General features: G+C 46.2%; 13 protein-coding genes. 4 read left to right on the forward strand and 9 right to left on the reverse strand.

Features of this window, described 5'->3' with window-relative positions; all coding sequences use genetic code 11:
- Window positions 1–167 precede the first annotated feature (167 nt).
- From FK220_RS04810 to FK220_RS04825, 4 genes are all read left to right on the forward strand, one after another.
- Entirely contained in the window at window positions 168–521 is a 354-nt protein-coding gene (locus tag FK220_RS04810; RefSeq protein ID WP_152573127.1) for a 4Fe-4S dicluster domain-containing protein, read from the forward strand.
- A gap of 337 nt (window positions 522–858) precedes the next feature.
- Window positions 859–4,389, forward strand: a complete 3,531-nt coding sequence (gene nifJ, locus FK220_RS04815) for a pyruvate:ferredoxin (flavodoxin) oxidoreductase (protein ID WP_152573128.1) — start codon at window positions 859–861, stop codon at window positions 4,387–4,389.
- 52 nt (window positions 4,390–4,441) lie between these two features.
- On the forward strand, window positions 4,442–4,822 hold the full coding sequence (locus FK220_RS04820) for a hypothetical protein (RefSeq protein WP_238718898.1): 381 nt from the start codon (window positions 4,442–4,444) through the stop codon (window positions 4,820–4,822).
- A 270-nt stretch (window positions 4,823–5,092) separates the two neighbouring features.
- Window positions 5,093–6,829: an ABC transporter ATP-binding protein gene (locus FK220_RS04825; RefSeq protein ID WP_152573129.1), complete on the forward strand. Its 1,737-nt coding sequence runs from the start codon at window positions 5,093–5,095 to the stop codon at window positions 6,827–6,829.
- A gap of 77 nt (window positions 6,830–6,906) precedes the next feature.
- Here the strand turns inward: FK220_RS04825 and FK220_RS04830 are convergent, their stop codons facing one another.
- From FK220_RS04830 to FK220_RS04870, 9 genes are all read right to left on the reverse strand, one after another.
- Window positions 6,907–7,236: a 2Fe-2S iron-sulfur cluster-binding protein gene (locus tag FK220_RS04830; RefSeq protein ID WP_152573130.1), complete on the reverse strand. Its 330-nt coding sequence runs from the start codon at window positions 7,234–7,236 to the stop codon at window positions 6,907–6,909.
- A 92-nt stretch (window positions 7,237–7,328) separates the two neighbouring features.
- Window positions 7,329–8,390 carry an NAD(P)/FAD-dependent oxidoreductase gene (locus tag FK220_RS04835; RefSeq protein ID WP_152573131.1) on the reverse strand — a complete coding sequence of 354 codons (1,062 nt, stop codon included), beginning with the start codon at window positions 8,388–8,390 and terminating at the stop codon, window positions 7,329–7,331.
- A 78-nt stretch (window positions 8,391–8,468) separates the two neighbouring features.
- Window positions 8,469–8,708 (reverse strand): NifU family protein, encoded by a 240-nt coding sequence (locus FK220_RS04840; protein WP_152573132.1) that lies wholly within the window; start codon window positions 8,706–8,708, stop codon window positions 8,469–8,471.
- Between the two features lies 1 nt (window position 8,709).
- Complete coding sequence (locus FK220_RS04845; protein WP_152573133.1) at window positions 8,710–9,852, reverse strand: Mrp/NBP35 family ATP-binding protein; 1,143 nt, start codon at window positions 9,850–9,852, stop codon at window positions 8,710–8,712.
- Between the two features lie 190 nt (window positions 9,853–10,042).
- Window positions 10,043–10,390, reverse strand: a complete 348-nt coding sequence (locus tag FK220_RS04850; RefSeq protein ID WP_152573134.1) for an MGMT family protein — start codon at window positions 10,388–10,390, stop codon at window positions 10,043–10,045.
- On the reverse strand, window positions 10,387–11,016 hold the full coding sequence (locus tag FK220_RS04855; RefSeq protein WP_152573135.1) for a LysE family transporter: 630 nt from the start codon (window positions 11,014–11,016) through the stop codon (window positions 10,387–10,389). Before FK220_RS04855 ends, FK220_RS04850 begins: the two co-directional genes overlap by 4 nt.
- Window positions 11,017–11,018: 2 nt before the next feature.
- Window positions 11,019–11,690, reverse strand: coding sequence for a tRNA (guanosine(46)-N7)-methyltransferase TrmB (gene trmB / locus FK220_RS04860; protein ID WP_152573136.1), 672 nt, complete (start codon window positions 11,688–11,690; stop codon window positions 11,019–11,021).
- Window positions 11,691–11,726: 36 nt separating this feature from the next.
- Window positions 11,727–12,782, reverse strand: coding sequence for a sensor histidine kinase (locus tag FK220_RS04865; RefSeq protein ID WP_152573137.1), 1,056 nt, complete (start codon window positions 12,780–12,782; stop codon window positions 11,727–11,729).
- A gap of 103 nt (window positions 12,783–12,885) precedes the next feature.
- The gene (locus tag FK220_RS04870) at window positions 12,886–13,575 is read right to left on the reverse strand and encodes a response regulator transcription factor (protein WP_152573138.1); all 690 of its coding nucleotides are present in this window, start codon (window positions 13,573–13,575) and stop codon (window positions 12,886–12,888) included.
- Window positions 13,576–13,603: the final 28 nt, after the last annotated feature.

Below are 13,603 nucleotides of genomic sequence, written 5' to 3' on the forward strand. Positions count from 1 at the left end.
GGCGCAAAAGCCAAAATTTTCGGTTACAAACAAAAAGTCTAAACGACTTAGATATGTGAATACTACCCAAAAATAGTTTTACCAATTAAGATGAAACATGATTTTTATCATTAATAAGAGGGTTTAAGAGCAGTAATTTTATGCATTATATTCTAAAACCGATTCCAATGGCTATCATCATCACCGACGAATGCATTAATTGCGATGCCTGTATTTCCGAATGTCCCAACCATGCGATTTACGAACCGGATGAGGAATGGTCCTACTCCGATGACACCGATCTCAGTGGTACCGTTACCGTACCATTTAATGGGCACGAAGTGGATGCGGATGCCCCAAACGACCCTATTTCCGATGAATTCTATTACATCGTACCCGATAAGTGTACCGAGTGCAAAGGATTTCATGATGAGCCTCAATGTGCTTCCGTTTGTCCGGTCGACTGCTGTGTGCCCGATGAGGACCATGTGGAGACCGAGGAACAACTACTAGCCAAAAAGGCGTGGTTGTATAATGAGTAAATAACAAGAAATATACCAATCCGTGTATACCCTAACTTCCTAGTCGATGTAGTTCGACATGACTTCTGCGAGCGCCCTGATCCCAAAAAGATCAGGGCGCTTCTTTTGAGGGCCAATCCTAGCGTATTAGCTGACATTAATCATATTCTACCCGCAATTTGCGGGCTATTTTTATAACAATTTACTGAAACTCCCTGCCGTGAAAAACGTTGCGGGAATACAATGGCATACAGTTCGAATAGCTTTTCGTCCTATGCTACGAAGTTAACCAATACGGGTGTCCGGAGAAGTCGACCTACATGCTGGTAAGCTTGTCCGGCCCAATAATTCCTTACTGATGAAAAAAGACTTTCCAAAACTCATTTGTGACGCGAACGAAGCGGTTGCAAGAGTAGCCCACAAGACCAATGAAGTTTGCGCCATTTATCCCATTACGCCAGCTTCCCCCATGGGGGAACATGTAGATGTGTTCAGTTCCAAAGGTGAGAAGAACATTTGGGGCAATGTTCCGAGAATCGTGGAAATGCAGAGTGAGGGCGGCGCATCGGGAGCGGTTCATGGATCGCTACAGGCAGGTGCCTTGACCACCACTTTTACGGCATCCCAGGGATTGCTTTTGATGATTCCCAATATGTATAAAATAGCCGGGGAACTACTACCTTCGGTCATTCATGTGGCGGCGCGGACGGTGGCGACCCACGCGCTCTCCATTTTCGGGGACCATTCCGACGTCATGGCAGCCAGGCAAACCGGGTTTTCCATGTTGTTCGGAGGTTCGGTACAGGAAGCGATGGATTTCGCCCTGATTGCCCAAATAGCTACCTTAAAATCACGTGTGCCATTTTTAAATGTTTTCGATGGGTTTAGGACATCCCATGAAATCTCCAAGATCGATTCGATTCCGGACGACGTTATCAAAGCGATGATACCTGAAGAGGCCGTCATGGCTCATAAAAATAGGTCGTTAGATCCCGACCATCCGGTAGTGCGAGGCACCTCGCAAAATCCCGATGTATTCTTTCAGGCAAGGGAAGCGGCCAACACCTATTATGGGAAGGTACCGGAAATCGTTCAGGACACCATGAACGAGTTTTACGGGCATACTGGTCGTAGGTACAGTTTGTTCTACTACGTCGGCCATGAAGAAGCCGAAAAAGTAATCGTCATCATGGGATCTGGCCAAGGTCCGGTCATCGAGGCGGTAGATACCATGGTCAAAAATGGCGAAAAGGTAGGTGCTATCATCGTTCGATTGTTCAGGCCCTTCTCCATCGGTCATTTTATCGACGCCCTACCGAAAAGCGTCAAAAAAGTGGCGGTTTTGGACCGAACCAAGGAACCCGGTAGCACTGGGGAGCCCCTTTATTTGGATGTGGTTGCAGCCTTTGCCGAAAGTGAGAGGGCCATGCCTACCATTATCGGAGGCCGATATGGGCTATCTTCCAAGGAATTCGACCCCGCCATGGTGAAGGCCGTTTATGACGAACTGGACAAACCAACACCCAAAAAACACTTCACCATCGGTATCAACGACGATGTGTCGCATACCAGTCTTGAAGTCGGTGAACGCTTGCAGACCGTCAAGAATACGTTTAATTGTATGTTCTATGGGCTTGGTTCCGATGGTACCGTAGGCGCCAATAAGAACTCCATCAAAATCATCGGGGAAACCACGGACAACTATGTACAAGGATATTTTGTGTACGACTCCAAAAAAGCGGGTGCCCAAACGGTTTCCCATTTGCGTTTTGGCCCAAAACCGATTTACTCGTCCTATCTGATACACAAGGCGGATTTTATCGCCTGCCATCAATTCAATTTTATTGAAAAGTATGACATCCTCAAGAACATCAAAAAAGGAGGTACCTTTCTTTTGAACGCTCCCTATTCCAAGGAGGGGATCTGGGACAAACTGCCCCAACGGATGCAGGAGGAAATTATCGAAAACGAGCTGGAATTCTACGTCGTGGATGCGACCAAGGTAGCCCATGAGGCAAAATTGGGGAAACGCACCAATACGGTGCTACAGACCTGTTTCTTCGCGATTTCGGGCATCTTACCAAAAGAGGAGGCCATCGAAAAAATTAAGAATGCCATCGTAAAATCTTATGCCCACAAAGGGGATAAGATCGTGCAGATGAATTTCGATGCGGTGGATACCTCCTTGGAAAATCTACAAAAGGTCGACTATCCGAAACGGGTGACCAATCACAGGAAGCTCAAGCCTATGATGACAGGCACCGACGACCCGTTCGTCCGGGATATCTTGGGAAAAATATTGGCTGGGAAAGGAGATGAGCTTCCGGTCAGTGCCTTCCCTGTCGATGGGACGTTCCCCACGGGCACTTCCCAGTACGAAAAACGAGGCATCGCAGATTATATACCGATATGGGACGATGCAGGTCTTTGTACCCAATGTAACAAGTGTGTGGCTATTTGTCCGCATGCGGCCATTCGCGCCAAAGTGGTGCGCAACGAAGATTTGATAGATGCGCCTACCACCTTAAAAGCCGTGCCGGCCAAAGGAAGACCGTTTAACGGTGAAACGGAATCCTATGTGCTACAGGTTTCGCCGGAAGACTGTACCGGATGTGATCTTTGTGTAGCGGTTTGTCCTGCAGAAAGCAAGGAAATAGCAGATTTCAAATCGATCAATATGCATCGAAAAATCGATTTTGACGCTGTAGAGGATAAAAATTGGGAATACTTCATCGATTTACCGGACTACGATCGAACCGCCTTGCAGATTACCAATGTCAAGGGGTCCCAGTTTCTAGAACCGCTCTTTGAGTTTTCAGGGGCCTGTTCGGGCTGTGGGGAAACCCCTTATATTAAAATGCTGACCCAACTCTATGGGGATAGTATCTTGATTGCCAACGCCACTGGATGTTCCTCAATTTACGGTGGTAACCTACCCACCACTCCTTATAAAAAGAACAAGGAAGGGCGCGGTCCCGCCTGGGCCAATTCGCTCTTTGAGGATAATGCCGAGTTTGGTTTCGGTATGAAACTGGCGTTATCCAAAAAACAGGAGATAGCGGTACAATTGCTCCAATCATTGGAATCCTTGGTAGGCACCGAACTCGTGGAAGCTATCCTGAACAACCAGGAAGCGAACGAAACGCAACGGGACGAGAAATTCAAGCAACTGGAGGCCCTTCAGGAACTATTGAAAACCAGCGAAGATCCCAACGCCAAGAAATTACGCCAAATGACGGAGTACCTCAGAAGGAAATCGGTCTGGATTTTGGGTGGTGACGGTTGGGCCTACGATATTGGATACGGGGGTGTAGACCATGTACTGGCATCCGGGGAGGATATCAATATTATGGTCCTGGACACCGAGGTCTATTCGAATACGGGTGGCCAAACCTCCAAAGCGACCCCCCTTGGGGCCAGTGCCAAGTTTTCGGTATCGGGCAAACGCACCAGTAAAAAAAGTTTGGCGTTGCAGGCGGTATCCTATGAGAACGTTTATGTCGCCCAGGTAGCCATGGGAGCAAAGGATATACAAACGCTCAAAGCAATCGAGGAAGCCGAAGCCTATCCCGGACCTTCGTTGATCGTGGCATACTCTCACTGTGGGGAACATGGCTATGATCTAAAGGATGGAGCCCTGCAACAACAAAAAGCCGTTGAGACCGGTTATTGGCCCTTGTTCCGTTTCGACCCCTCGAAACCCAAAGGCAAGAAGTTTAAACTGGATTCCAAAGAACCCACCGCGCCCCTTAGCGATTTCATGTATAACGAAACCCGTTTTTCAAGAGTTGTCAAGGAAAATGCCGAGTTAGGGGAGGCACTGCTACAACAGGCCCAGGAAGAAGTAGAAACACGATGGGAACGATTGGAGCTTTTTAGAAGTATGTAATCGCGTTTGAATGAACCTATAATGAACAATGTTTAACCTTTAAAATAGACCGATGATGGAAGATATAGCTACCACATTATTTGATGAGGCCATTCAAAAATTAAGGGAGGCCAATGATGAGCTCTGCAGACCGGAAGAAGACGTAGTTACAGCTTTGGTCTGTAGCAATTCCCAGTTTGCCATTCAAAACTATCTAAAAGGATTTCTAATGCTGAATGGGACCAATCTGGATGCTGACGAAACCATCGATAGCCTGTACCAAAAATGCAAAGATATCAACAACCATTTCGAAGAAGTGTATTTAGAAGGTTTCGAATGCAATGCCCACAAGGAAGACTCCCGGTTTTGTAATGCCTCTTCGAGATTTAGCCATTGTTTTGATATTGCCGATAGCCTGGATACGTTCTTAAGACGGGAGAAAATCATTCGCTAGGCGAATAGTACACTTGGTCGTAGTCACGAATTTGAAGATAGGTGTTAGGAGGTGCCCGGAAGGTTTCCATCCAAAAACATCCTGTCATCGTATGCACTCCGAAACGCTGTGAAAACATGCTTAATTTGCCGAAGTATATTTTTCTACCGAGCCCGGAATGACCCTAAAATGGAATTTTGGAGACTTCTATTTGTACCATTCCGGCAACACGGCCGACCCTCCATCTTTTTACGTTAACTTTGTGGCCTTTATAAATGAATTCCTTGCCTCATGGCCGACAAAAAAGTTAGCATTCTCAAAGCATTCAAGACTATCATCTGGCCCAGAAGAAACCTGGTATTCATAGGGCTGCTATTGATAGTCATTAGCAAAGCGGCAAGTTTTGTGGCACCTATGTCGCTCAAATACTTGATGGACGATATCATTCCCAACAAAGATATCGACTTTCTAAAATTACTGGTAGGTGTAGTCATCCTAGCGATTTTTGTACAGGCGGTCACCTCCTTTTTATTGACAAGAATCCTCAGCGTCCAGGCCCAGTACATGATTTCCGAATTACGGGCGCAGGTTCAAAAAAAAGTATTGTCACTCCCCATTCGCTTTTTTGACAACACCAAATCAGGCGAATTGGTCTCCCGCATCATGACCGATGTAGAAGGGGTGCGCAACCTGATCGGTACAGGTTTGGTACAATTGGTAGGGGGTACCGTCACGGCCGTAGTTTCTTTGATCTTGTTGTTGAATATCAGCTGGAGCATGACCCTCTTTGCGTTGATTCCTCTAGCTATTTTTGCCATCATCGCCTTAAAGGCATTCAAAGTCATCCGTCCCATTTTCCGGAATAGGGGCAAAATCAACGCCGAGGTTACTGGAAGACTCACGGAAACCTTGGGCGGTATTCGAATCATTAAAGGTTTTGGGGCGGAGGGTCAGGAACACCATGTTTTCGAAGAGGGTGTACACCGGCTCTACCAAAATGTAAAGAAGAGTTTGACCGCGACAGCGGCGATGACGAGTTCCTCTATCTTTCTTTTGGGGGTTGCCACGACAGGGATTATGGGAATTGGTGGATACAAGATTATGATGGATGAGCTGACCGTTGGCGAATTCCTCACCTTCACCTTTTTACTGGGGCTCATGGTGGCACCCATTGTACAGATGAGCAATATCGGAAGCCAATTGACCGAAGCACTGGCAGGACTGGACCGTACCGAGGAATTGATGAACAAGACAGCGGAAGCGGATGAATCACAGCGTACTGTTCAATTGGCGTCGGTAAAAGGCGATATGGTTTTCGACAATGTTTCGTTCGCTTACGAGGAAGACAAGGAGGTATTGCACAACATTAGTTTCGAGGTAAAATCGGGTTCCGTGGTTGCCCTGGTGGGTAGTTCCGGTTCCGGCAAGAGTACTATTGCAGGCTTGGCGGCCAGTTTTATTACGCCACAGGCAGGAACGGTGCGAATCGATGGGCATGATTTGTCGAAAGTAGACCTGGAGAGTTTTCGGAACTACTTGGGAGTGGTGCTCCAAGATGATTTTTTATTTGAAGGCACCATCCGGGAGAACATTCTTTTTCCTCGACCGGATGCCAGCGATAGCGACTTGCAAAAGGCCGTAAAGGCAGCGTATGTCGATGAGTTTACCGATCGCTTTGAAGACGGGCTAGACACCTTGATCGGGGAGCGCGGCATCAAACTTTCCGGCGGGCAGCGACAACGGATTGCCATCGCCAGGGCAGTGCTGGCCAACCCGAAAATCCTAATCTTGGATGAGGCAACCTCCAATTTGGATACTGAAAGTGAAGCTTTGATTCAAAAAAGTTTGGCTGAATTGACCAAGGGACGAACTACGTTTGTGATTGCCCATCGACTCAGTACGATCCGAAAAGCCGACCAAATTTTGGTCATCGAAGAAGGAAGAATCGCGGAACAGGGCACGCATGAGGAATTGATAGCCAAAGAAGGGAGATATTTTAACCTCTTTACCTATCAGGCCAGGATATAAAACTCACACCTCAAGCTCAAATGCAATAGTTTCAATCTTGTATTTGACCATAGAATTTGTGTTGTATTTAAAACAACTTAACTCTCCGGCGCCAGCACCACCTCGAGTCCCTCCAAGTTTTCGGTAATACGTATTTGACAGCCTAACCGGCTATTATCCTCCACGTAGAAAGCTTCGGATAGCATGGCATCCTCCTCGTCGGTTTTTTCGGGAAGTTCATGATCCGATTTGACATAGCACTGACAAGAGGCGCACATGACCATGCCGCCACAGACCCCTATGGTACCTTCCGGGGCGAGCTCATAGGTGCGCACCAATTCCATCAGGTTCATGTTCATGTCGGTCGGGGCATGTACTTCATGGGGAACGCCCTCCCTATCCGTAATCTTAATTTTTATGTCTGACATAGATATATTTCTGCTCTTACAAACATCGATTCTGTTCCAACAACATGGAAACAAGCGGCAAAATTACAATTTTATTGGATAGTTGGTCGAAATTAGTCGATCGTCTTTACAACGGCTTTGGGTGCTTCCTTTTTAGAGCCATCAAAACCTTGAACGCCTCCTACGGTCGTATATTTCATGACATACTTTTTATCCGGAAAAATACGTTGGTAGGCACTCTGGCACATGAGCGTAGCTTCGTGGAAGCCACAAAGAATGAGCTTTAACTTTCCCGGATAGGTGTTGACATCACCGATAGCATAAATTCCCGGTATATTGGTTTGATAATCCAATGTATTATCTACTTTGATGGCATTCTTTTCGATTTCAAGTCCCCAATCTGCGATAGGGCCCAGTTTCGGGGAAAGTCCGAATAGCGGAATAAAATAGTCGACCGCTAATCGAATGTCGTCATCACCATTGGTAGTCTTTCGGATCAAGACAGCTTCCAGTAGGTCCCTTCCCTGTAATTCTACGATTTCGGCAGGGGTAATCAGGTTGATTTTTCCTTGATTTTTCAATTGCTGTAACTTTTCGACGGAATCCAAGGCCCCTCGAAATTCATTGCGACGATGCACCAAGGTAACCTCCGATGCCACATCGGTCAAAAAAATGCTCCAATCCAAGGCCGAATCGCCTCCTCCGGCAATCACGACCTTTTTATCACGATATATTTCTGGGTCCTTGATGAAATACGCGATACCCTTCTCCTCATAATCATTGATGTTCTGCAATAAGGGCTTTCGCGGTTCGAAACTACCTAATCCGCCGGCAATGGCGACAATAGGGGCATGATGCCGGGTACCCTTATTCGTAGTGACCACAAAGGAACCGTCCTCCATTTTTTCAATGGTCTCCGCACGTTCCCCCAAGGTGAATCCTGGCTGAAAGGGTTTGATCTGTTCCATGAGGTTGTCCACCAATTCACCGGCCAATACCTCTGGGAATCCGGGAATATCGTAAATGGGTTTTTTGGGATAGATCTCGGTACACTGACCCCCTGGCTGTGGCAAGGCATCAATTAAATGACATTTGAGCTGCAATAAACCTGCCTCAAATACGGCAAAAAGACCCGTAGGTCCCGCGCCAATTATCAATATATCTGTTTCAATCATTAACTACGTCCGTTTAGAATAATGGCAAAATATTGATAGGTTGTCGTGATATGATAACAGCCATCAACGTTTAAGGTGTTAGGAAATGTTGATGACCTCCTCGATTTGAGGGGCGTATTTTTTTATAGTCATTTCAACTCCGCTCTTCAAGGTCATTTGGTTGACAGTGCAACCGACGCAGGCACCTTCCAGACGTACCTTTACAGAGCTGTCGTTGTCGATGGAAACCAAGGAAATATTCCCTCCATCGCTCTGCAAAAAGGGTCGGATTTCGTCCAAGGCTTTTTCTACATTTATTTTAAGTTCTTCCGATGTCATGTCACTTTTTTTTCACTGCGGAACATCCCGCCATTGTTGTTATCTTGATTGCCTCGGTCGGAGGAAGACTTTTGTTTCGCTTCACCAGCTCCTGGACCACATTCTTTGTCAACTGCTCAAAAGCCATTTCGACCGGAGTCGCCGTCTGCAACGCAGCCGGCCTTCCTACATCACCTGCCTCACGGATACTTTGCACCAACGGAATCTCTCCCAGGAAAGGTACGTTCAAGTCCTCGGACAGATGTTTGGCCCCTTCCTTCCCAAAAATATAGTACTTGTTGTTCGGTAGTTCCTCCGGCGTAAAATACGCCATGTTCTCCACAATCCCCAGGACAGGCACGTTGATGGAGTCTTGTTGAAACATCGCCACTCCTTTTCGGGCATCGGCCAGTGCCACCTCCTGTGGTGTACTAACGACCACGGCTCCGGTTACAGGCATGGCCTGCATGATACTCAAATGAATGTCCCCGGTTCCGGGAGGTAGATCCAAAAGCATAAAATCGAGTTCGCCCCAGTGTGCATCAAAAATCATCTGATTCAAGGCCTTGGCCGCCATAGGGCCACGCCAGATTACGGCTTGGTTGGGTTGGGTAAAGAACCCAATGGATAACAATTGCACCCCGTAACTTTCAATCGGCCTCATTTTCGATTTACCTTCGACAGTTACAGCCAGCGGTTTTTCATGCGCCACATCGAACATAATAGGCATCGACGGACCATAAATATCGGCATCCAATAAACCTACCTTGAAGCCCATTTTGGCCAACGTAACCGCTAAATTAGCGGTTACCGTAGACTTCCCGACCCCTCCTTTACCGGAAGCCACGGCAATGATGTTCTGGATGCCTGGAATCGGTTTCCCCTTGATTTCATTCACCTTGGGTTTGCCGGCAGGAGCATCGACCTTTATATTCACCTTGATCTTTGCCTTCGCATAGACCTCCTGATGAACAATTTTTAAAATCTCCACTTCGGTCTTTTTACGCGCCTGAAGGCTCGGGTTTCCGATAGTGACATCGATTTCGACCTCATCCCCAAAAACCTGCACATTCTTTACCGACCCGCTTTCCACCATATTTTGGCCTTCCCCGGGTACGGTAATCTTTTCGAGTGCTCGAAGAATTTCTTTCTTTTCTATTTTCATATCCGCAACTGCCTGTTATTCAAACTGATTCTAAATTACAAAGATACAGTATCGGCGCGAGAAGCTAAAGGGTTGCGATTGAAAAGTAATATGGTACGATAGGGCGGGCTGATGTGATGCTTTCTATTGAACTTGTGACGATTCCAGGATATATTTTGCGGAGCCTGAGAATTAAACTATTTAAGGGGGTTTAGAAATCGGTTCCCAATTCCTTGAAGGGGTCCCAAAAGTGTTTGTCGAAATCCTGTATCTGATTGTCCACGACCTTAATGCCTTCGTTCTCCAATAATTGTTGCATCAAATTGGTGCCTCCGAAGTGGTGCTTTCCGGTCAACAAACCAATTTTATTAACCACTCGATGCGCCGGTACCTCGGGCATGTTGCCCGCCCCGTTCATCGCCCACCCAACCATTCTGGCACTCCTCGCGGCACCGAGGTACTTGGCGATCGCCCCATAGGAAGTAACCCGGCCATACGGAATCTGTTTGGCCACTTTGTAAACTTTTTGGAAAAAATTTTGATTGTCGGGATTTGTCATCGATAAAATATTCTAAAAATAGTGATGACCAATAACATCAGCATCAAGACACTTAGGATGTAGTTGCTGTTACGTGAGAAGCCATCGGTCTTTCGTTCCAATTTGTTAAAATAAAACACATACAGGTACAAAACGGAAAACGTACCCAGGCCAGCGGCCAAAATAAAGGTAAGGATATCGGCAAACTCGAATTTGATCCAACCGGAGGCATTCCACATCGCATTGAGCCCACTGTAATAGGGAATTGTCAATAGGTTGACCGCAGCTAATAAAAAGCCCCTGAAATAACTGTTCTTTTTACTGACTACTACTTCTTTTGGCTTCTGTTCATGGTTTCGTCTGGCCGCGACAAAAAAGTATACCGCGAAAAAGGCAAATACACCCAAGGCTATCTTTAACAGCCAATCGATGACCTCTGGATTTCGGTATAGGAACTTGGAGATCATTACGGCCACATAGGCCTGAATCAATATCATGCTCGATACACCCAAGCTAAAAATGATCCCGTTCAGCTTCCCTTTTTCGACACTTACCTTGGCGGCATTCATGTTGAGCAATCCCGGAGGTACGGTCGCCATGGCAGCAGCGGAGAATGTAGCAAAAAACAAGATCAATAGGTGTTGCATGGTCAATGAACCTTGAATTGTATATAGGTAATCGGTTTTCCTTGTTCCAGGTATTGCTGTTCGTAAAAGGTCTGGATGTTCAAAACCTCTCTGGGGCTACCTTCATTTTTATACACATCGTGGTTGGCATAGACGATCTCCAAATCCAATCCGTGCAGCAATCCGAGGGTATAACCGTGCATAAACTCGCTATCGGTTTTTAAGTTGATCGGTCCACCCGGGCGAAGGATTGTTTTATACTTATCGAGAAAATGTCGATTGGTCATACGGTGTTTGGTACGCTTGTATTTTATTTGCGGATCTGGAAAGGTGATCCATAGTTCATCGACCTCCCCTTCGCCGAAGAGCGCATCGATCAATTCGATTTGGGAGCGTAGAAAGGCTACGTTTTCGAGCCCTTTTTCCAAGGCAGTTTTCGCTCCACGCCAAAAACGGGCCCCCTTGATATCGATACCGATATAATTTTTGGTAGGATTCAACTTTGCCAGGCCAACGGTATACTCTCCTTTACCACAACCGAGTTCCAGTACAATAGGATTTTTGTTCCCAAAATGTTCGGACCATTGACCCTTGAGGGGAAAATGTCCGTTCAGGACTTCCTCCCTTTTGGGTTGAATCACATTTTGGAAGGTCTCGTTCTCCTTGAATCGTTTGAGCTTGTTCTTACTACCCACCGGACACAGATTTATTGGTACAAAACTAGAAAAAAACTATTCCTTGGAAGGGGTTGCTTTCTCCAGCGTAAAGGAAAACTCCGAACCGACTTTCTCCACACTTTCAACATAGATTTTTTCACCATGGGCCTCGATAATATGTTTCACAATGGATAGTCCGAGACCCGATCCGCCTTCTTTTCGACTACCGCTCTGGTCTACACGATAGAACCGTTCGAAGAGCCTAGGAATATATTGCTCTGGAATACCTTCCCCATTATCGGTTACCCGCACGATCACTTTGTTTCGAATGAGGTTTTCAACACTCACCTCGGTAGTACCCTGCGGTTGCCCGTATTTTATGGAATTAACCAAGAGGTTGGTCAGTACCTGTTGTATTTTTTCCCGATCCGCGTTCACATAAATGGGTTCGGGATATTCCATGTCGAAAGTCATGGTAATCTCTTTTTTGGCCGCCTTCATCTCCAACAGTTCGAAAACACTTTGAATCAGTTCGATGATATCAAAGTCGGAACGTTCCACGTTCAGCTCCCCCGCTTCCAACTTGGTAATCAGATCCAGGTCTTTGACGATGTAGATGAGACGTTCCACTGCCTTATTGGCGCGCTGTAAATATTTTTTACGTACGTTCTTATCGTTAATGGCGCCTTCCAACAGTGTTTCAAGGTACCCCTGTACGGTAAACAAAGGGGTTTTTAGCTCATGGGAAACATTGCCGAGAAAGTCTTTTCGATACTCTTCCCGGATTTTTAAGGTGTCTATTTCGATTTTTTTGTCCTTGGCAAACTTTTCGATTTCCGCCGTCAGGGTTTTCATATCGGTCGTAATGGGATCCGATGTCAAGGAGGAGGACTCCAAAAGTGCCACATCGTCATAAATCTTTTTAATTCTTCGATAGATGTACCGTTGTATCCGATATTGGAGTATGACAAAGGAAAGGATGAAAAATAAAATACTAAAGAGCAACAGGAAAACCCCATCGAACGACCGCTGAACATAGAAAAACACTCCCAACAATATCGCCGAACACAAGGTCAACAGAAAAGCCGACCGTAAGGCAAACTTGTATGATTTTTTGAGTTTAATGGCCATTCAGGATTGTTTTGATGCATGGGCACCTTCTTGAAAGAACAAAGGCACTCTTATTCCTAAAGGAGGAACCCCAGGCAATAATAGGTAAATTTCGAACAATTGCCTATATAACGAACTTGTAGCCGACCCCTTTAACGGTCTTGAAGTGTTCGTCCCCGATTTTCTCGCGTAGTTTTCGAATATGTACATCAATGGTACGCCCGCCGACCACCACCTCATTGCCCCAGACCCGATCCAGGATGACCTCGCGTTTAAAGACCTTGTTGGGTTTTGAACTAAGTAGGGATAACAGCTCGAATTCTTTTCTGGGAAGAATAATTTCGGTTCCTTCGTTCACTATCTTGTATTCCTCCCGATTTATGACCAAGTTTCCCACCCGATAAATGTCCTCCTCCTCTTTTTTATCGTTCTCTTTCAATCTTCTAAGCAGTGCCTTTACTTTACTTACCAATACTTTGGGCTTAATGGGCTTGGTAATGTAATCGTCGGCCCCCGCATCAAAACCAGCTACTTGGGAATAGTCTTCGCCCCTAGCTGTTAAAAACGTGATGATCGTGTGTTCCAGTCCTGGAGTGCCCCGAATAATCTCGCAGGCCTCGATACCATCCATTTCCGGCATCATCACATCAAGAATAATCAAGTGCGGCTGCTTCTTTTTGGCCTTTTCAACTCCTTCGGCCCCATTTTTGGCCGTAAACACCTGATAGCCCTCTGCAGAGAGATTATACCCAACAATCTCCAAAATGTCGGGTTCGTCGTCTATTAACAGGATTTTTGTTTCACTTTTTTTCATCTGTTCGCGGATTGCATACTCCGTCAAA

The organism is Pelagihabitans pacificus (genome assembly GCF_009371985.2).
Lineage (GTDB): Bacteria > Bacteroidota > Bacteroidia > Flavobacteriales > Flavobacteriaceae > Pelagihabitans > Pelagihabitans pacificus.

Excerpts from the sequence above, each read along its gene's own strand:
- FK220_RS04810 (WP_152573127.1), top strand. The coding sequence starts at position 168 with ATGGCTATCATCATCACCGACGAATGCATTAATTGCGATGCCTGTATT.
- nifJ (WP_152573128.1), top strand. The coding sequence starts at position 859 with ATGAAAAAAGACTTTCCAAAACTCATTTGTGACGCGAACGAAGCGGTT.
- FK220_RS04820 (WP_238718898.1), top strand. The coding sequence starts at position 4,442 with ATGATGGAAGATATAGCTACCACATTATTTGATGAGGCCATTCAAAAA.
- FK220_RS04825 (WP_152573129.1), top strand. The coding sequence starts at position 5,093 with ATGGCCGACAAAAAAGTTAGCATTCTCAAAGCATTCAAGACTATCATC.
- FK220_RS04830 (WP_152573130.1), bottom strand. The coding sequence starts at position 7,236 with ATGTCAGACATAAAAATTAAGATTACGGATAGGGAGGGCGTTCCCCAT.
- FK220_RS04835 (WP_152573131.1), bottom strand. The coding sequence starts at position 8,390 with ATGATTGAAACAGATATATTGATAATTGGCGCGGGACCTACGGGTCTT.
- FK220_RS04840 (WP_152573132.1), bottom strand. The coding sequence starts at position 8,708 with ATGACATCGGAAGAACTTAAAATAAATGTAGAAAAAGCCTTGGACGAA.
- FK220_RS04845 (WP_152573133.1), bottom strand. The coding sequence starts at position 9,852 with ATGAAAATAGAAAAGAAAGAAATTCTTCGAGCACTCGAAAAGATTACC.
- FK220_RS04850 (WP_152573134.1), bottom strand. The coding sequence starts at position 10,390 with ATGACAAATCCCGACAATCAAAATTTTTTCCAAAAAGTTTACAAAGTG.
- FK220_RS04855 (WP_152573135.1), bottom strand. The coding sequence starts at position 11,016 with ATGCAACACCTATTGATCTTGTTTTTTGCTACATTCTCCGCTGCTGCC.
- FK220_RS04865 (WP_152573137.1), bottom strand. The coding sequence starts at position 12,782 with ATGGCCATTAAACTCAAAAAATCATACAAGTTTGCCTTACGGTCGGCT.
- FK220_RS04870 (WP_152573138.1), bottom strand. The coding sequence starts at position 13,575 with ATGAAAAAAAGTGAAACAAAAATCCTGTTAATAGACGACGAACCCGAC.